The sequence below is a fragment of the Kribbella sp. VKM Ac-2566 genome (genome assembly GCF_004366005.1).
Lineage (GTDB): Bacteria > Actinomycetota > Actinomycetes > Propionibacteriales > Kribbellaceae > Kribbella > Kribbella pratensis.
The window spans coordinates 459,537-477,054 of sequence record NZ_SODT01000012.1 but is presented as its reverse complement, the minus strand read 5'-3'; the positions used below and the strand labels follow the sequence as shown (position 1 = coordinate 477,054).

The 17,518-nt window shown below is 66.7% G+C and carries 27 protein-coding genes and 1 pseudogene; all 28 read right to left on the bottom strand.

The window, feature by feature from the left end; translation table 11 throughout:
* Positions 1–10: 10 nt before the first annotated feature.
* The 28 genes and pseudogenes from map to rpsL all read right to left on the bottom strand — a co-directional run bounded on the left by map (position 11) and on the right by rpsL (position 17,449).
* Positions 11–832 carry a type I methionyl aminopeptidase gene (gene map, locus EV647_RS29365; protein WP_370344186.1) on the bottom strand — a complete coding sequence of 274 codons (822 nt, stop codon included), beginning with the start codon at positions 830–832 and terminating at the stop codon, positions 11–13.
* Between the two features lie 17 nt (positions 833–849).
* On the bottom strand, positions 850–1,422 hold the full coding sequence (locus EV647_RS29360; protein ID WP_202871193.1) for an adenylate kinase: 573 nt from the start codon (positions 1,420–1,422) through the stop codon (positions 850–852).
* Positions 1,422–2,723, bottom strand: a complete 1,302-nt coding sequence (gene secY, locus EV647_RS29355; protein WP_134008569.1) for a preprotein translocase subunit SecY — start codon at positions 2,721–2,723, stop codon at positions 1,422–1,424. The genes EV647_RS29360 and secY overlap by 1 nt, the downstream gene beginning before the upstream one ends.
* A gap of 134 nt (positions 2,724–2,857) precedes the next feature.
* On the bottom strand, positions 2,858–3,298 hold the full coding sequence (gene rplO / locus EV647_RS29350) for a 50S ribosomal protein L15 (RefSeq protein ID WP_130384628.1): 441 nt from the start codon (positions 3,296–3,298) through the stop codon (positions 2,858–2,860).
* Position 3,299: 1 nt separating this feature from the next.
* Entirely contained in the window at positions 3,300–3,482 is a 183-nt protein-coding gene (gene rpmD / locus EV647_RS29345; protein ID WP_131286341.1) for a 50S ribosomal protein L30, read from the bottom strand.
* Complete coding sequence (gene rpsE / locus EV647_RS29340) at positions 3,482–4,081, bottom strand: 30S ribosomal protein S5 (protein ID WP_130384630.1); 600 nt, start codon at positions 4,079–4,081, stop codon at positions 3,482–3,484. Before rpsE ends, rpmD begins: the two co-directional genes overlap by 1 nt.
* Before the next feature lie 28 nt (positions 4,082–4,109).
* Positions 4,110–4,493, bottom strand: a complete 384-nt coding sequence (rplR, locus tag EV647_RS29335; protein WP_133789404.1) for a 50S ribosomal protein L18 — start codon at positions 4,491–4,493, stop codon at positions 4,110–4,112.
* A 2-nt stretch (positions 4,494–4,495) separates the two neighbouring features.
* Positions 4,496–5,038, bottom strand: a complete 543-nt coding sequence (gene rplF, locus EV647_RS29330) for a 50S ribosomal protein L6 (RefSeq protein WP_134008567.1) — start codon at positions 5,036–5,038, stop codon at positions 4,496–4,498.
* A 27-nt stretch (positions 5,039–5,065) separates the two neighbouring features.
* Positions 5,066–5,473, bottom strand: a complete 408-nt coding sequence (gene rpsH, locus EV647_RS29325; RefSeq protein WP_131335173.1) for a 30S ribosomal protein S8 — start codon at positions 5,471–5,473, stop codon at positions 5,066–5,068.
* 94 nt (positions 5,474–5,567) lie between these two features.
* A complete protein-coding gene (locus EV647_RS29320) occupies positions 5,568–5,753 on the bottom strand; it encodes a type Z 30S ribosomal protein S14 (RefSeq protein WP_012923674.1) in 186 nt (61 codons plus the stop codon).
* Position 5,754: 1 nt separating this feature from the next.
* Positions 5,755–6,327: a 50S ribosomal protein L5 gene (gene rplE, locus EV647_RS29315; protein WP_134008564.1), complete on the bottom strand. Its 573-nt coding sequence runs from the start codon at positions 6,325–6,327 to the stop codon at positions 5,755–5,757.
* Positions 6,327–6,716 carry a 50S ribosomal protein L24 gene (gene rplX / locus EV647_RS29310; RefSeq protein ID WP_131335175.1) on the bottom strand — a complete coding sequence of 130 codons (390 nt, stop codon included), beginning with the start codon at positions 6,714–6,716 and terminating at the stop codon, positions 6,327–6,329. Before rplX ends, rplE begins: the two co-directional genes overlap by 1 nt.
* A gap of 1 nt (position 6,717) precedes the next feature.
* Positions 6,718–7,086, bottom strand: coding sequence for a 50S ribosomal protein L14 (rplN, locus tag EV647_RS29305; protein WP_012923677.1), 369 nt, complete (start codon positions 7,084–7,086; stop codon positions 6,718–6,720).
* A gap of 95 nt (positions 7,087–7,181) precedes the next feature.
* Positions 7,182–7,478, bottom strand: coding sequence for a 30S ribosomal protein S17 (gene rpsQ, locus EV647_RS29300; RefSeq protein WP_133789407.1), 297 nt, complete (start codon positions 7,476–7,478; stop codon positions 7,182–7,184).
* A complete protein-coding gene (gene rpmC / locus EV647_RS29295) occupies positions 7,475–7,753 on the bottom strand; it encodes a 50S ribosomal protein L29 (protein WP_134008561.1) in 279 nt (92 codons plus the stop codon). The genes rpsQ and rpmC overlap by 4 nt, the downstream gene beginning before the upstream one ends.
* On the bottom strand, positions 7,753–8,172 hold the full coding sequence (gene rplP, locus EV647_RS29290) for a 50S ribosomal protein L16 (protein WP_134008558.1): 420 nt from the start codon (positions 8,170–8,172) through the stop codon (positions 7,753–7,755). The genes rpmC and rplP overlap by 1 nt, the downstream gene beginning before the upstream one ends.
* Before the next feature lie 3 nt (positions 8,173–8,175).
* Positions 8,176–9,036 carry a 30S ribosomal protein S3 gene (rpsC, locus tag EV647_RS29285; RefSeq protein WP_134008555.1) on the bottom strand — a complete coding sequence of 287 codons (861 nt, stop codon included), beginning with the start codon at positions 9,034–9,036 and terminating at the stop codon, positions 8,176–8,178.
* A 157-nt stretch (positions 9,037–9,193) separates the two neighbouring features.
* A pseudogene (gene rplV / locus EV647_RS29280) lies at positions 9,194–9,637 on the bottom strand (50S ribosomal protein L22); the annotation flags it as partial.
* A gap of 52 nt (positions 9,638–9,689) precedes the next feature.
* Entirely contained in the window at positions 9,690–9,971 is a 282-nt protein-coding gene (gene rpsS / locus EV647_RS29275; RefSeq protein WP_130384641.1) for a 30S ribosomal protein S19, read from the bottom strand.
* Positions 9,972–9,986: 15 nt separating this feature from the next.
* Positions 9,987–10,820, bottom strand: a complete 834-nt coding sequence (gene rplB, locus EV647_RS29270) for a 50S ribosomal protein L2 (RefSeq protein WP_131286351.1) — start codon at positions 10,818–10,820, stop codon at positions 9,987–9,989.
* Positions 10,820–11,125 carry a 50S ribosomal protein L23 gene (rplW, locus tag EV647_RS29265; RefSeq protein WP_130384643.1) on the bottom strand — a complete coding sequence of 102 codons (306 nt, stop codon included), beginning with the start codon at positions 11,123–11,125 and terminating at the stop codon, positions 10,820–10,822. Before rplW ends, rplB begins: the two co-directional genes overlap by 1 nt.
* Positions 11,122–11,814, bottom strand: coding sequence for a 50S ribosomal protein L4 (gene rplD, locus EV647_RS29260; protein WP_134008549.1), 693 nt, complete (start codon positions 11,812–11,814; stop codon positions 11,122–11,124). The genes rplW and rplD overlap by 4 nt, the downstream gene beginning before the upstream one ends.
* Complete coding sequence (rplC, locus tag EV647_RS29255; RefSeq protein WP_133789412.1) at positions 11,811–12,467, bottom strand: 50S ribosomal protein L3; 657 nt, start codon at positions 12,465–12,467, stop codon at positions 11,811–11,813. Before rplC ends, rplD begins: the two co-directional genes overlap by 4 nt.
* A gap of 16 nt (positions 12,468–12,483) precedes the next feature.
* Positions 12,484–12,792, bottom strand: coding sequence for a 30S ribosomal protein S10 (rpsJ, locus tag EV647_RS29250; RefSeq protein ID WP_012923688.1), 309 nt, complete (start codon positions 12,790–12,792; stop codon positions 12,484–12,486).
* A gap of 361 nt (positions 12,793–13,153) precedes the next feature.
* Positions 13,154–14,347: an elongation factor Tu gene (gene tuf, locus EV647_RS29245; protein ID WP_131465688.1), complete on the bottom strand. Its 1,194-nt coding sequence runs from the start codon at positions 14,345–14,347 to the stop codon at positions 13,154–13,156.
* 74 nt (positions 14,348–14,421) lie between these two features.
* On the bottom strand, positions 14,422–16,482 hold the full coding sequence (fusA, locus tag EV647_RS29240) for an elongation factor G (protein WP_238175703.1): 2,061 nt from the start codon (positions 16,480–16,482) through the stop codon (positions 14,422–14,424).
* Between the two features lie 122 nt (positions 16,483–16,604).
* A complete protein-coding gene (rpsG, locus tag EV647_RS29235) occupies positions 16,605–17,075 on the bottom strand; it encodes a 30S ribosomal protein S7 (protein ID WP_134008543.1) in 471 nt (156 codons plus the stop codon).
* Entirely contained in the window at positions 17,075–17,449 is a 375-nt protein-coding gene (gene rpsL, locus EV647_RS29230) for a 30S ribosomal protein S12 (protein ID WP_130384649.1), read from the bottom strand. Before rpsL ends, rpsG begins: the two co-directional genes overlap by 1 nt.
* Positions 17,450–17,518 lie beyond the last annotated feature (69 nt).

The following is a 17,518-nucleotide window of genomic DNA, read 5'->3' as shown; positions in this document are numbered from 1 at the left end:
CGCGGGTCCGTCAGTCGGCGAGGGCGCCGAACTTGATGCCCAGCTCGGAGAGCTTCGCCTCGCCGCCGTCGAGCGCGGTCAGCACCCACGGGCCTGCCGGGGTCAGCGTGAACGTGTGCTCGGTGTGGGCGGCGTACCGGCCGTCGTCGGTGACGACCGTCCAGTCGTCCTCGAGCGTGTGGTTGTCCTGCTTGCCGAGCGTGAGCATCGGCTCGACGGCCAGTGCCATGCCCTCGACCAGCTTCGGGCCGCGACCGGGCCGGCCGAAGTTCGGCACGTTCGGCGGCTGGTGCATCGCCGAACCGATCCCGTGGCCGACGAAGTCCTCGACGATCCCGTACGACGAGTTCGCGCGGACATGCGCCTCGACCGCGGCCGAGATGTCCGACAGCCGCCCGCCGAGCCGCGCCGCGGCGAACCCGCGCCACATCGACTCCTCGCAGATCCGGGCGAGCTCCAGCAGCTCCGCGTCCACGTCGCCGACCGGCACGGTGATCGCGGCGTCGCCGTGCCACCCGTCCACGATCGCACCGCAGTCGATCGAGATCAGGTCGCCGTCGGCCAGTACCCGGTCGCCCGGGATGCCGTGCACGATCTCGTCGTTCACCGACGCGCAGATCGAGCCGGTGAAGCCGTGGTAGCCCTTGAACGACGGCGTCGCGCCGGAGGACCGGATGTTGTCCTCCGCGATCGCGTCCAGCTCGCCGGTGGTGATGCCGGCCCGGACCGCACCGCGGAGCAGCTCCAGCGTGCGGCCGACCACCAGGCCGGCCTTACGCATGGCGAGGATCTGCTCGCGGGTCTTGATCTCGATACCGCGGTCCCTAAACATCACAGCACGTCATCGGGTTACTCGGTCACCGTCTTGAGTGCGGCGAGCACCCGCTCGCTCACTTCGTCGATCTCGCCGACGCCGTCGACCTCGACCAGCAGGCCGCGCTCGGCGTACACCTGCAGCAGCGGCTTGGTCTCGGCGGTGTAGACGTCCTGCCGGTGCCGGACGACCTCTTCGGAATCGTCCGTCCGACCCTCGATGTGCGCCCGCTTCGTCATCCGCTCGACGAGTACGTCGATGTCGGCGACCAGGGCGACCACTGCATCCAGCTTGTGACCGTGGTCGGCCAGGATCTCGTCCAGCGTGCCGACCTGGGCCAGCGTCCGCGGGTACCCGTCGAGCAGGAAGCCCTCGCCGGCGTCGGCCTCGGACAGCCGGTCGCGCACCATCGCGTTCGTGACCTCGTCGGGGACGTAGTCGCCGGCGTCCATGTACCGCTTGGCCTCGATACCCAGCGGCGTCTCGTCCTTCACGTTCGCACGGAAGATGTCGCCGGTGGACACGGCCGGGATCTTCAGGCGTTCCGCAAGCACCTTTGCCTGCGTGCCCTTGCCCGCCCCGGGCGGACCCATCAGCAACATTCTCATCAGCGCAGGAACCCTTCGTAGTTTCGCTGCTGCAGCTGACTCTCGATCTGCTTCACCGTGTCGAGTCCGACGCCGACCATGATCAGGATCGACGTACCGCCGAACGGGAAGTTCTGGCTCGCGTTCAGCAGGACGAGAGCGACCAGCGGGATCATCGAGATCGCCGCAAGATAGATCGCGCCGGGCAGCGTGATGCGGTCCAACACGTACTTGAGGTATTCCTCGGTCGGCCGTCCCGCCCGGATGCCCGGGATGAAGCCGCCGTACTTCTTCATGTTGTCGGCGACCTCCTTCGGGTTGAAGGTGATCGAGACGTAGAAGTACGTGAAGAAGATGATCAGAGCGACGTACGTCGCCATGTAGATCGGGTGGTCGCCCTTGACCAAGTTGCCCTGGATCCAGTTGGACCAGCCCTTGCCCTGCTGGAACTGACTGACCAGAACGGGGAGATACAGCAGGCTGGAGGCGAAGATGACCGGGATGACGCCGGCCTGGTTGACCTTCAGCGGGATGTACGTCGAGGTGCCGCCGAACATCTTGCGGCCCACCATGCGCTTGGCGTACTGCACCGGGATCCGGCGCTGGGCCTGCTCGATGAAGATGACCGCGGCCATGATGACCAGACCGATCGCGATCACCACGACGAAGGTGGTGACGCCCTTCTGCTTGCGGATGCTCCACAGCTGGGTCGGGAAGGTGGCGACGATCTGGGTGAAGATCAGGATCGACATACCGTTACCGACGCCACGGTCGGTGATCAGCTCGCCGAGCCACATGATCACGCCGGTGCCGGCGGTCATGGTCAGCACCATCACCATGATGGTGAACCAGTCGTCCTTGTAGAGCAGCGGCTCGCTGCAGCCCTGGAACAACCGTCCCGGCGTCCGGGCCAGCGCGACGAACGCGGTGGACTGCAGGATCGCCAGACCGACGGTCAGGAACCGGGTGTACTGCGTGATCTTGCCCTGGCCCGCCTGGCCTTCCTTCTTCAGCGACTCCAGCCGCGGGATCACCACGGTGAGCAGCTGCAGGATGATGCTGGCGGTGATGTACGGCATGATGCCGAGCGCGAAGATCGCGAGCTGCAGCAGTGCGCCGCCGGAGAACAGGTTGATCAAGTTGTACAGGTTGGCGTTCTGGCCGCCCTGGGAGATCTTGATACACGTGTGCAGCGACTGGACGTTCACACCGGGAGCCGGAACGACGGAGCCGATCCGGAAGATCACGACAATGAAGAGCACGAACAAGATCTTCCGGCGCAGGTCCGGAGTCTTGAACGCGTTGGCAAAGGCGCCTAACACCCTGTCCTCCCACAAGTTTCCCTGCCGCGGGCACGGCAGGGGCCTAGCTAAGCCGCTGGGCAAGAGACGAACCAGGGCTCGTCCGACCGGCGCAGGATATCAAGCACCGGGCGTTACGAGCCCTGGACCTCGTGTCACACCTCGGTCGTGGTCCCCCCAGCCGCCTGGATCTTGTCCGTGGCGGACTTGGAGAACTTGTTGGCCGAGACCTGCAGTGCCACGGTCAGTTCGCCGTCACCCAGTACCTTGACCGGCTGACCGCTACGAACCGCGCCCTTGGCGACCAGGTCGGCAATGCCGACCTCGCCACCGTCGGGGAACAGTTGTCCGAGCTTGTCCAGGTTAACGACCTGGAACTCCACCCGGTTCCTGCTCTTGAAGCCCTTCAGCTTCGGGAGCCGCATGTGCAGCGGCATCTGGCCACCCTCGAACCACTCGGGGATGTTGTTACGCGCCTTGCTGCCCTTGGTACCGCGGCCGGCGGTCTTGCCCTTGCTGCCCTCACCACGACCCACGCGGGTCTTGGCGGTCTTGGCACCGGGCGCCGGACGCAGGTGATGAACCTTGAGCGCCATGTCAGTCGACCTCCTCGACGGTGATGAGGTGGCGAACCGCACGCACCATGCCGCGAACCTCGGGCTTGTCCTCGTGGACGGCGCTGTCGCCGATCCGCTTGACGCCCAGGGTGCGCAACGTGTCGCGCTGGTTCTGCTTACCACCGATGCCCGAACGGATCTGGGTCACCTTCAAGCGTGCCATCAGGAAGCCGCCTCCGCCCGCGCCTTCAGCAGGGCCGCCGGAGCGACGTCCTCGACCGGCAGACCACGGCGCGCGGCCACGGCTTCCGGGGTCTCCAGGCTGCGCAACGCCGCAACGGTGGCGTGCACCACGTTGATGGAGTTGGACGAACCCAGCGACTTGCTGAGGATGTCGTGGATCCCGGCGCACTCCAGTACGGCGCGCGCCGAGCCACCCGCGATCACACCGGTACCGGGAGCGGCCGGACGCAGCATGACAACGCCTGCGGCCTTCTCGCCCTGGACCGGGTGCGGGATGGTGCCCTGGATCCGCGGCACCTTGAAGAATGCCTTCTTGGCCTCCTCGACGCCCTTGGCGATCGCCGCGGGCACCTCCTTGGCCTTGCCGTAACCCACACCGACGGTGCCATCGCCGTCGCCGACGACCACGAGGGCGGTGAAGCTGAAGCGACGACCACCCTTCACGACCTTGGCGACACGGTTGATGGCTACCACGCGCTCGATGTAGGCGGTCTTGTCCGCCTGCTGACCGCGACCACCGTCGCGGCCACGGCGCTCACCACCGGCGCCGCCTCCGCGACGCTGCTGGCCTCCGCTCATTTCGAACTACCTTCTTCCCTTGTCGCCATCAGAAGCCGAGCCCGCCCTCGCGGGCGGCGTCGGCCAGGGCCGCGATGCGGCCGTGGTACTTGTTCCCGGCCCGGTCGAAGACGACCGAGTCGATGCCGGCGGCCTTGGCCCGGTCGGCGATCAGCCCGCCGACGGTCTTGGCCTTGTCGGTCTTGTTCGCCTCCGCGCCACGCAGGTCGGCCTCCATGGTGGAAGCCGAGACCAGCGTCTTGCCGGCGACGTCGTCGATGACCTGCGCGAACAGGTGCTTCGACGACTTCGAGACCACCAGGCGCGGCCGCTCGGCCGTGCCGTTGATCTTCTTCCGGACCCGGATCTGCCGACGCAGCCGGGAAGACGTCTTCTTGGCGGAGTGCTTGTGCGGACGCAGTCCGATCGCCATGGTTACTTACCAGCCTTTCCGACCTTGCGGCGCACCTGCTCGCCCGCGTACCGCACACCCTTGCCCTTGTACGGCTCGGGCTTGCGCAGCTTGCGGATGTTGGCGGCGACCTCACCGACGGACTGCTTGTCGATGCCGATGACCGAGAAGCGGGTCGGCGCCTCCACGTTGAAGGTGATGCCCTCAGGGGCGTCGACCGTGATCGTGTGGCTGTACCCGAGCGAGAACTCCAGCTGGGTCGGTCCCTTGGACAGGACGCGGTACCCGACGCCGACGATCTCGAGCTTCTTCTCGTAGCCTTCCGTCACGCCGGTCACCAGGTTGGCGATCAGGGTGCGGGACAGGCCGTGCAGTTCCTTGCTCTTGCGCTGGTCGTCGGGGCGGGTCACGGCGATCGCGCCGTCCTCGTCCCGGTTGACCACGATGGGCTCAGCGACGACGTGCGACAGCTGACCCTTGGGACCCTTGACAGTGACCGTCTGGCCGTCGATCGTGACGTCGACGCCGGACGGGACCGTGACCGGGAGCTTACCGATGCGAGACATTTCTGTGGTCCTCCTTCCGGTTCTTCGTCACCAGACGTAGGCGAGGACTTCCCCGCCGACGCCCTTGTTCTTGGCCTGACGGTCGGTCAGCAGTCCCTGGGACGTCGAGATGATCGCGACGCCCAGGCCACCGAGGACCTTGGGCAGGTTGGTCGACTTCGCGTAGACCCGCAGGCCCGGCTTGCTGATCCGGCGGACGCCCGCGATGGAGCGCTCCCGGCTCGGGCCGAACTTCAGGTCGACGGTCAGAGTCTTGCCGACGGCCCCTTCCTTGGGGTCCTCCACCTGGTAGGAGGCGATGTAGCCCTCCTGCTGGAGGATGTCGGCGATGCCCTGCTTGATCTTGCTGTACGGCATCGTGGTCGACTCGTGGTACGCCTGGTTGGCGTTCCGCAGACGCGTCAACATGTCTGCGATCGGGTCGGTCATCGTCATGGCCTGGGGCCTCTTTCCCGCCGTGGTTTCGCCGTTCGGCGACCTACGGTGACTAGATGGTGGTGAATAGGGAGAAGTTCGGGGGTGGAGACGGTCACCAGCTGGACTTGGTCACGCCGGGCAGCTCGCCCCGGTGCGCCATCTCCCGCAGGCAGATCCGGCACAGGCCGAACTTGCGGAAGACCGCCTTCGGCCGGCCGCAGCGCTGGCAGCGCGTGTAGCCACGCACCGCGAACTTCGGCTTCCGGGCCTGCTTGACCTTGAGTGCTGTCTTCGCCACGTCAGTTCTCCTTGAACGGGAAGCCGAGCGCCCGCAGCAGGGCCCGACCCTCGTCGTCGTTCTTCGCGGTGGTCACCACGGTGATGTCCATGCCCCGGACCCGATCGATCCGGTCCTGGTTGATCTCGTGGAACATCACCTGCTCGGTCAGACCGAAGGTGTAGTTCCCGGTGCCGTCGAACTGCTTCGGGGACAGGCCGCGGAAGTCGCGGATCCGGGGCAGCGCGAGCGCCAGCAGCCGGTCCAGGAACTCCCACATCCGGTCGCCGCGCAGCGTCACGTGGGCGCCGATCGGCATCCCCTCACGCAGCTTGAACTGCGCGATCGACTTGCGGGCCTTGGTGACCTGCGCCTTCTGGCCGGTGATCGCGGCCAGGTCCTTCACGGCGCCCTCGATCAGCTTCGAGTCGCGCGCCGCCTCGCCGACACCCATGTTCACCACGATCTTGGTGAGCCCGGGCACCTGCATGACGTTCGCGTACTGGAACTGGTCCTGCAGCTGGCCGACGATCTCCTCGCGGTACTTCGTCTTCAGCCGCGGCTGGACCTTGGTCTCGCTAACTGCGGTGGTCATCAGATCTCCTCGCCGGTACGCCGGGCGATCCGGACGCTCCGGTAACCCGTGTACGTCGAACCGTCGGGACGGCGCTTCTGCACCTCGACACGGTTGTAGCCGACGCGCGTGGTCACCTTCTCCTTCTTGCCGTCCTTCTCGACCTCGACAAGAAGCGCCACGTTCGAGACGTGGATCGGGGCTTCCTGGGTGACGATGCCACCGGTGGTGCCGCCGCGCTGGGCCTGCTGCACCTTGGTGTGCTTCTTCACCCGGTTGACGCCCTCGACGATGACCTTCTCGTCGTCCGGGAAGACCTGGATGATCTTGCCCTCGAGGCCCTTGGACCTACCGGCGATCACGCGGACCTGATCGCCCTTCTTCACGTTCAGCTTCTTCTGCTGGGCCATCTCAGAGCACCTCCGGCGCGAGCGAGATGATCTTCATGAAGCGCTTCTCGCGCAGCTCCCGGCCGACCGGCCCGAAGATACGGGTGCCGCGCGGCTCGCCGTCGGCCTTCAGGATCACCGCGGCGTTCTCGTCGAAGCGGATGTAGGAGCCGTCCGGACGCCGGCGCTCCTTCACGGTCCGCACGACGACCGCCTTGACGACGTCACCCTTCTTCACACCGCCGCCGGGGATCGCGTCCTTGACGGTGGCGACGATCGTGTCACCGACACCGGCGTAGCGCCGACCGGAGCCACCGAGAACGCGGATGCAAAGGATCTCCTTCGCGCCCGTGTTGTCGGCGACCTTCAGTCGCGACTCCTGCTGGATCATCTGTTGATCTCCTGGTTGTCTCGCTGGTTCTCACTCACGTGAGCCTTGCGGAACGAATAATTTCGAATGGTTGCCGATCGCATGCGACCGAACGGCTACTTGGCCTTCTCGAGGATCTCGACGACGCGCCAGCGCTTGGTCGCCGACAGCGGCCGGGTCTCCATCAGGAGGACGCGGTCGCCGATGCCGGCGGCGTTCTGCTCGTCGTGCGCCTTGAGCTTGCTGGTACGCCGGATGACCTTGCCGTACAGCTTGTGCTTGACCCGGTCCTCGACCTCGACGGTGACGGTCTTGTCCATCTTGTCGCTCAGCACCAGACCCTCACGGGTCTTCCGGCGGCCTCGCGCCTCGGTGGTCGTGCTCACGGTCTCGTCCTTCGCGTTCTCGGTCATGCGTTGGCCTTCTCACTGTCGTCCGCAGCTTCGTCGGCCTGCGCCTCGGCAACCGGGGCGTCGACCTCCTCGGTGATCCCGAGCGCACGCTCGGACAGCACCGTGTAGATGCGGGCGATGTCCTTGCGGACTGCGCGCAGCCGCCCGTGGGACTCCAGCTGGCCCGTGGCAGCCTGGAACCGGAGGTTGAACAGCTCCTCCTTGGCTTCGCCGAGCTTCGTCATCAGCTCGTCACGACCCAGGTTCCGCAGCTCGGCGGCGGTCAGGGTAGCCATCAGTTCTCACCTGCCTCTCGGGTGATGAAGCGGCACTTCATCGGCAACTTGTGGATCGCGCGGCGCATTGCCTCGCGAGCGATGTCCTCCGGCACACCGGAGAGCTCGAACATCACGCGACCGGCCTTCACGTTGGCGATCCACCATTCCGGCGAACCCTTACCGGAACCCATCCGGGTCTCGGCCGGCTTCTTGGTCAGCGGGCGGTCCGGGTAGATGTTGATCCACACCTTGCCGCCACGCTTGATGTGCCGGGTCATCGCGATACGCGCGGCCTCGATCTGCCGGTTGGTGACGTAGTGGCTCTCCAGCGCCTGGATGCCGAAGTCACCGAAGGCGAGCGACGTACCGCCCTTGGCCGCGCCGGAGCGCGTCGGGTGGTGCTGCTTGCGGTGCTTGACCTTGCGGGGGATGAGCATGGTTCAGCTCTCCGTTCCGGTCGTCTCGGCGGCCTTCTCGGCAGCCGGCGCGGACGCCTCGGCGACCGGAGCCGCCGCGTTGTTGTCACGACGGTTGTCACGGCGGTCGTCGCGACGGCCGCCACGGTCACCACCGCGACCGCCACGGTCACCGCGGTCGCCACCGTCACGACGGGCCGGACGGCCACGCTGCTGGGTGGCGGCGCGAGCAGCGGCCTGCGCCTCACGCTCGGCGCGGGTGCCGGCGACGTCGCCCTTGTAGATCCAGACCTTCACGCCGATCCGGCCGAAGGTCGTCCGGGCCTCGTAGAAGCCGTAGTCGATGTCGGCCCGCAGCGTGTGCAGCGGGACGCGGCCCTCGCGGTAGAACTCCGACCGCGACATTTCCGCGCCACCGAGCCGGCCGGAGCACTGGATCCGGATGCCCAGGGCGCCGCCACGCATGGTGGTCTGCATCGCCTTGCGCATCGCGCGGCGGAACGCCACGCGGCCGGACAGCTGCTCGGCCACGCCCTGCGCGACCAGCTGGGCGTCGACCTCGGCGTTCTTCACCTCGAGGATGTTCAGCTGCACCTGCTTGCCGGTGAGCTCCTCCAGGCTGCCCCGGATCCGGTCCGCCTCGGCGCCACGGCGACCGATGACGATGCCCGGACGAGCGGTGTGGATGTCGACCCGGACCCGGTCACGGGTGCGCTCGATCTCCACGCGGGAGATGCCGGCGCGCTCCATGCCCTTGCTCAGCAGACGACGGATCTTGACGTCCTCGCCCACGTAGTCCTTGTACAGCTTGTCGGCGTACCAACGGCTCTTGTGGTCGGTGCTGATGCCGAGACGGAACCCGTGCGGGTTAACCTTCTGTCCCACGTCAGGACTCCTTCTTCTCAGCGGTGGCCTTCTTGGTGGCCGCCTTCTTGGCGGACGCCTTCTTGGCCGGCTTCTCGGCGGCCTCGGCCGGCTTGTCGGCAGCCTTCTTGGCCGCCTTCTTCGCCGGTGCCTTCTTCGCCGTGTCAGCGGTGTCCGCGGACTTCTTCGCGGCGGCCTTCTTGACCGGGGCCTTCTCGGCCGGCTCGGCCTCGCGCGGCGCGACGACCACGGTGATGTGGCTCGTCCGCTTGTCGATCCGGGTGGCCCGGCCCTGTGCACGCGGGCGGTGACGCTTCAGCGTCGGACCCTCGTCCACGTAGGCCTTCGCCACGACCAGGTCGGCGCGGTTCAGGTGCTCGGTGCCCTCGGCGTTCGCCGCGGCGCTGTCGACGACCTTGTACACGGTCGCGGCAGCGGCCTGCGGGGCGAACTTCAGAGTGGCGAGTGCGTCGTCGACGCCCAGACCGCGCACCAGATCGACCACGCGGCGCGCCTTCATCGGCGTCACGCGGACGAAGCGCGCGACCGCGAAGGCCCCGGGCTGCTCGCCCAGCAGGCTCTCGCGACGGGCGCTGATCGCCCTACGCTCTTGAACGCTCATGATGTTCGAATCTCTCCGTAGATTGCTTTCGCTTCGTCACTGTCCTCGCGGATCAGCGACGCCGTGACTTCCGGTCGTCCTTCTCGTGACCCTTGAACGTCCGGGTCGGGGCGAACTCGCCGAGCTTGTGCCCGACCATCGAGTCCGTCACGAACACCGGCACGTGCTTGCGGCCATCGTGCACCGCAATCGTGTGGCCGATCATGTCCGGCACGATCATCGATCGGCGAGACCAGGTCTTGATGACGTTCTTGGTGCCCTTCTCGTTCTGCACCTCCACCTTCTTTGCCAGGTGGTGGTCGACGAACGGGCCCTTCTTCAAGCTGCGTGGCATGTGGCCGGCTCCCTATCAGCGCTTCTTGCCGGCCTTGCGGCGCCGGACGATCATTCGGTCGCTTTCCTTGCGGGTGCGGGTCCGGCCTTCCGGCTGGCCCCACGGGGACACCGGGTGGCGACCACCCGAGGTCTTACCCTCACCACCACCGTGCGGGTGGTCGACCGGGTTCATCGCGACACCGCGGACGGTCGGGCGCTTGCCCTTCCAGCGCATCCGGCCCGCCTTGCCCCAGTTGATGTTCGACTGCTCGCCGTTGCCGACCTCACCGAGGGTGGCGCGGCAGCGCACGTCGACCATCCGGACCTCGCCGGACGGCATCCGCAGGGTGGCCATCCGGCCTTCCTTCGCGACCAGCTGAATGCTGGCGCCGGCCGAGCGGCCCATCTTGGCGCCACCGCCCGGGCGCAGCTCGACGGCGTGCACCGTGGAGCCGACCGGGATGTTGCGCAGCGGCAGGTTGTTGCCGATCTTGATGTCCGCGGCCGGGCCGTTCTCGACGACCGTGCCCTGCTTCAGGTTGGACGGGGCGAGGATGTAGCGCTTCTCGCCGTCCACGTAGTGCAGCAGCGCGATCCGCGCGGTCCGGTTCGGGTCGTACTCGATGTGCGCGACCTTGGCCGGCACGCCGTCCTTGTCGTACCGCTTGAAGTCGATCAGCCGGTACGCCCGCTTGTGACCGCCACCGTGGTGCCGGGTGGTGATCTTGCCGGAGTTGTTCCGGCCGCCCTTCTTCGGCAGCGGGCGCAGCAGCGACTTCTCAGGGGTCGAACGGGTGAGCTCGACGAAGTCGGCCACGCTCGAGCCACGGCGGCCCGGCGTCGTCGGCTTGTACTTGCGGATTCCCATTACGACTGGCCTCCGAAGATGTCGATGCGGTCGTCGCCCTTGAGGGTGACGATCGCCCGCTTGGTGTCCGGGCGCTTGCCGAAGCCGGACCGGGTCCGGCGCCGCTTGCCCTTGCGGTTGAGGGTGTTGACGTCGCTGACCTTGACCTTGAAGACCTTCTCGACCGCGAGCTTGATCTCGGTCTTGTTGGCGTCCGGTGCGACCTCGAACGTGTACTTCTGCTCGTCCAGCAGGCCGTAGCTCTTCTCGCTCACGACCGGCCGGAGCAGCACGTCACGCGGGTCCTTGTTGACTCCGTGGCTCATGCCTCTACCTCCTCGGCCTCAGTCGACGTTGCGACGGCCTTGACGGACTTGCCCTTGGGCGCGCCGGCGACGAAGGAGTCGAGCGCGCTCTTGGTGAACACGACCGCGTCGCTGACCAGAACGTCGTACGCGTTCAGCTGGTCGGCGGCGATCAGGTGCACGTGCTGCACGTTGCGCAGGCTCAGCCAGGTGAGCTCGTCGGCGCGGTCGACGACGACCAGCGCCTTGCCCGGCTCGGTCACCTCGCCCAGCACCTTCAGGGCCGACTTGGTGGAGGGCTTGTCGCCGTCCACGAAGCTCTCGACCACGAACACCTGGCCGTCACGGGCCCGGTCGGACAGCGCACCGCGGAGCGCGGCGGCGATCATCTTCTTCGGGGTCCGCTGGCTGTAGTCGCGCGGCACCGGGCCGTGGACGACGCCACCGCCGGTGAACTGCGGCGCGCGGGTCGAGCCCTGACGGGCGCGACCGGTGCCCTTCTGGCGGTACGGCTTGGCGCCACCGCCGGACACCTCGCCCCGGGTCTTCGCCTTGTGCGTACCCTGGCGGGCCGCGGCCAGCTGGGCCACCACGACCTGGTGGATCAGCGGCACGTTGACCTGGACGTCGAACAGCTCGGCCGGAAGCTCGGCGGAACCCTTCTTGCTGACCTTGTCGCCCTTCACGACGACGACGTCGACGGTGCTCACTTCGCAGCTCCCTTCGCGGCGTTGCGGATCAGCACCAGACCACCCTTGGGGCCGGGAACGGCGCCCTTCAGCAGGATCAGGCCGCGCTCGGTGTCCACCGCGTGCACGGAGACGTTCTGGGTGGTGACCTGCTCGGCGCCCATCCGGCCCGCCATCCGCAGGCCCTTGAAGACCCGGCCCGGGGTGGCGCAGCCGCCGATGGAACCCGGCGAGCGGTGCTTCTTGTGCACACCGTGGGTGGCGCGCAGACCGTGGAAGCCGTGCCGCTTCATGACACCGGCGAAACCCTTGCCCTTGCTGGTCGCGGAAACGTCGACCCGCTCGCCGGCCTCGAAGGCCTCGGCCTTGATCTCCTGGCCCAGGGTGTACTCGCTGGCGTCAGCGGTCCGCAGCTCGAGCAGGTGACGGCGCGGGGTCACGCCGGCCTTCTCGAAGTGGCCGCGCATCGGCGAGTTCACCTTGCGGGGGTCGATGTCGCCGAAGGCGATCTGGACGCCGTCGTACCCGTGGCTGGCCGAGGTACGGACCTCGGTGACGACGCACGGGCCGGCCTGGACCACGGTCACGGGGACGACGCGGTTGTTCTCGTCCCAGGTCTGGGTCATGCCGAGCTTGGTGCCCAGCAGACCGCGCGTGTTCTTTAGCTTGCTCATTGGCTGTTCGCGTCCCTCAGAGCTTGATCTCGATGTCGACGCCGGCCGGCAGGTCGAGACGCATCAGCGAGTCGACGGTCTTCGGCGTGGGGTCGATGATGTCGATGAGCCGCTTGTGGGTGCGCATCTCGAAGTGCTCGCGGCTGTCCTTGTACTTGTGCGGCGAGCGGATGACGCAGAACACGTTCTTTTCCGTCGGCAACGGCACCGGGCCAGCAACCTTCGCACCAGTACGCGTCACCGTGTCGACAATCTTGCGTGCCGAGCTGTCGATGACCTCGTGGTCGTAGGCCTTCAGCCGGATGCGGATCTTCTGTCCCGCCATCGCTTCGCTTTGTCCTTCTCTATCGTCTTCGCCTTCGTCGCTCCGACCCCCGCGGTCGGGTGTGTCGCGTGCGCGGAACGCGCGTGACCCACCGCTTCGTCGACCTGGATTGGAGATCGGGGCCCGGTCTCGGACCGGAACCTCGGCAACGTCTCCGGTCCAGCGCACCAGCCAGATCAAGAAGATCTGGGGCGCACCCCGGCGGCCTCGCCTGAGCAACCTGAATATTGTGCCATCGATCGGCATCGAAACGCCAATCGGTAGCTTTCACGCCCGATCCGGTACCACCTGAGCGCCGGATCAGGCGCAAAGCAGAGGTCCGCGAGGGCTCAGTTCTCGAGCCCTCGCGGACCTCATGAGATCACTTGATGATCTTGGTGACCCGGCCGGCGCCGACGGTGCGGCCACCTTCACGGATCGCGAACTTCAGACCGTCCTCCATGGCGATCGGCTGGATCAGCTCGACCGACATGTCGGTGTTGTCGCCCGGCATGACCATCTCGGTGCCCTCGGGCAGCGTGACGACACCGGTGACGTCGGTGGTGCGGAAGTAGAACTGCGGACGGTAGTTCTGGAAGAACGGCGTGTGACGGCCGCCCTCCTCCTTGGAAAGGATGTAGACCGACGCCTCGAAGTTCGTGTGCGGGGTCGTGGTGCCCGGCTTGATGACGACCATGCCGCGCTCGACGTCCTCGCGCTTGGTGCCACGAAGCAGCAGACCGACGTTCTCACCGGCCTGGCCCTCGTCGAGCAGCTTGCGGAACATCTCGATACCGGTGACCGTGGTGGTCTGCTTCTCCGGACGGATACCGACGATGTCGACGGTCTCGTTGACCTTGATGACACCGCGCTCGATCCGGCCGGTGATGACCGTGCCGCGACCCGTGATGGTGAAGACGTCCTCCACCGGCATCAGGAACGGCTTGTCGATCTCGCGCTCCGGCTGCGGGATGTACTCGTCGACCGCGTTCATCAGCTCGAGGATCGACTCGCCCCACTTGGCGTCGCCCTGCAGCGCCGGGTGAGCGGCGACGCGGACGATCGGCGCGTTGTCGCCGTCGAACTCCTGCTCCGAGAGCAGCTCGCGGACCTCGAGCTCGACGAGCTCCAGGATCTCCTCGTCGTCGACCATGTCGCACTTGTTCAGGGCGACGACCATCGCCGGCACGCCGACCTGACGGGCGAGCAGCACGTGCTCACGCGTCTGCGGCATCGGGCCGTCGGTGGCGGCGACGACCAGGATCGCGCCGTCCATCTGAGCCGCACCGGTGATCATGTTCTTGATGTAGTCCGCGTGACCCGGGCAGTCAACGTGGGCGTAGTGCCGGGCCTCGGTCTGGTACTCGACGTGCGCGATCGAGATGGTGATACCGCGCTGACGCTCTTCCGGCGCCTTGTCGATCTGATCGAAGGCCGATGCCTCGTTGAGCGTCGGGTACTTGTCGTGCAGCACCTTGGTGATCGCCGCGGTAAGAGTGGTCTTACCGTGGTCGATGTGACCGATGGTGCCGATGTTGACGTGCGGCTTAGTCCGCTCGAACTTCGCCTTCGCCACTGGGGCCCTCCTAGATAAATGTTGACTACGCCGTACGCCGACGCGCTTGGGGTGTGGTGGTCAGGAGCGAGAGACTACTCGCCCCGGGCCTTCTTGATGATCTCTTCCGCCACGTTCTTCGGAACCTCGGCGTAGGAATCGAACTGCATCGAGTAGGACGCGCGGCCCTGGGTCTTCGACCGCAGGTCACCGACATACCCGAACATCTCCGACAGCGGCACCAGGGCCTTGACGACCCGGCTGCCACCAGGACCTTCGTCCATCGACTGGATCTGGCCACGGCGGGAGTTGAGGTCGCCGATCACTTCACCCATGTAGTCCTCGGGCGTGGTGACCTCGACCGCGAACATCGGCTCCAGGATGACCGGGTTCGCCCGGCGGGCGGCATCCTTGAAGGCCATCGAACCGGCGATCTTGAAGGCGAGCTCGGACGAGTCGACATCGTGGTAGGCGCCGTCGGTCAGCGTGACCTTGACGTCCACCATCGGGTAGCCGGCCAGTACGCCGAACTCCATCGCCTCCTGGGCGCCCTCGTCCACCGACGGGATGTACTCCCGGGGGATCCGGCCACCGGTGACGGAGTTGACGAACTCGTAGCCGCCTTCGCCGCCGGCCTCGACCGAGGTCGGCTCGATGTTGATGATCACACGCGCGAACTGACCCGAACCACCGGTCTGCTTCTTGTGCGTGTAGTCGACCTTCTCGACCTTCTTCTTGATGGTCTCGCGGTAGGCGACCTGCGGCTTGCCGACGTTGGCCTCGACGCGGAACTCGCGCTTCATCCGGTCGACCAGCACCTCGAGGTGCAGCTCGCCCATACCGGCGATGATCGTCTGGCCGGTGTCCTCGTCGGTCCGGACCTGGAAGGTCGGGTCCTCCTCGGCGAGCCGCTGGATCGCGACGCCCAGCTTCTCCTGGTCGGCCTTCGACTTGGGCTCGATGGCGACCGAGATGACCGGGGCCGGGAACTGCATCGACTCCAGCACGACCGGCTTCGCCGGGTCGCACAGGGTCTCACCGGTGGTGGTGTCCTTCAGGCCCATCACGGCGACGATGTGGCCGGCGCCGATCGACGCGATCTCCTCACGCTTGTTCGCGTGCATCCGGTAGATCTTGCCGATCCGCTCCTTGCGGCCCTTCGTCGGGTTCAGCACCTGGGTGCCGGTCTCGAGCTTGCCCGAGTACACCCGGATGAAGGTCAGCTTGCCCAGGTGCGGGTCGGCCGCGATCTTGAACGCCAGCGCCGAGAACGGCTCGCTGTCGTCCGGCTTGCGCAGCACGACCTGCTCGGCGTCCTTGACGTCGTGGCCCTCGATGGCCGGGACGTCGATCGGGCTCGGCAGGTAGGCGTTGATCGCGTCCAGCAGCGGCTGGACGCCCTTGTTCTTGAACGCCGTACCGGTCAGGACCGGGGTCAGCTTGCTGGCGATGGTCGCCCGCCGGATGGCCGCGACGATCTGCTCCTGGGTGGGCTCGTCGCCCTCGAGGTACTGCTCCATGATCTCGTCGTCGGCCTCGGCCAGCGTCTCGATCAGCTTGTCGCGCCACTCGGCGGCGATCTCGGTGTGGGTCGCCGGGATCTCCTCGACGGTGTAGTCCTCACCCATCGTGGTCTCGCCGCGCCAGGTCAGCGCGCGCATCCCGATCAGGTCGACGACGCCGATGAAGTCGGCCTCGGACCCGATCGGCAGCTGCAGCACCAGCGGCACCGCGGCCAGCCGGTCGACGATCATGTCGACACAGCGCATGAACTCCGCGCCGGTCCGGTCCAGCTTGTTCACGAAGCAGATGCGGGGTACGCCGTACCGGTCGGCCTGACGCCAGACCGTCTCCGACTGGGGCTCCACGCCGGCGACACCGTCGAAGACAGCGACGGCACCGTCGAGGACGCGCAGCGAGCGCTCCACCTCGACGGTGAAGTCGACGTGGCCCGGGGTGTCGATGATGTTGATGGTGTGGTCTTTCCAGGTGCAGGTCGTCGCGGCGGACGTGATCGTGATGCCGCGCTCCTGCTCCTGCTCCATCCAGTCCATCGTGGCGGCGCCGTCGTGGACCTCACCGATCTTGTAGGTGATACCGGTGTAGAAGAGGATCCGCTCGGTCGTCGTCGTCTTGCCGGCGTCGATGTGGGCCATGATCCCGATGTTGCGGACCTTGGCCAGGTCGGTGGTGATTTGTACGGCCACCTCGGTGGTCTACCTCTCGATTCTGTACTGCGTCAAAGGGGTGAGGGCTGGAGTCCGGATCGGACTCCGGGTCACCAGCGGTAGTGGGCGAAAGCCTTGTTGGCTTCGGCCATCTTGTGCGTGTCCTCGCGGCGCTTCACCGATGCACCGAGACCGTTGGACGCGTCCAGGATCTCGTTCATCAGCCGCTCGGACATGGTCTTCTCGCGACGGGCCCGCGAGTACATCGTCAGCCAGCGCAGCGCCAGCGTGGTGGACCGGCCGGGCTTGACCTCGATCGGCACCTGGTAGGTGGCGCCACCGACTCGACGGCTCTTGACCTCGATGCTCGGCTTCACGTTGTCCAGCGCACGCTTCAGCGTGATCACCGGGTCGGTGCCGGTCTTGGTGCGAGTGCCCTCGAGCGCGCTGTAGACGATGCTCTGCGCGATCTGCTTCTTGCCGTCGACCAGGATCTTGGAGATCAACTGGGTGACGAGCGGCGAACTGTAGACCGGGTCGATGATGACCGGGCGCTTCGGGGCGGGGCCCTTGCGCGGCATTAGCTCTTCTCCTTCTTCGCGCCGTAGAGGCTGCGAGCCTGCTTCCGGTTCTTCACACCCTGGGTGTCGAGCGAACCGCGGATGATCTTGTACCGGACACCCGGGAGGTCCTTCACACGACCGCCACGCACGAGCACGATCGAGTGCTCCTGCAGGTTGTGGCCGACGCCGGGAATGTAGGCGGTGACCTCGATACCGCTGGTCAGGCGGACACGCGCAACCTTGCGAAGCGCGGAGTTCGGCTTCTTCGGCGTGGTCGTGTAGACGCGCGTGCACACACCACGACGCTGAGGGGAACCCTTCAGGGCGGGCGTCTTGTTCTTGGACACCTTGTCCTGGCGGCCCTTGCGGACCAGCTGGTTAATGGTGGGCACCGCGTGGGTCTCTTTCTGTCGTCCGGCTGGGTTTGTAGCTTTTGCCTGACCCCCGCGGTCGGGTGTGTC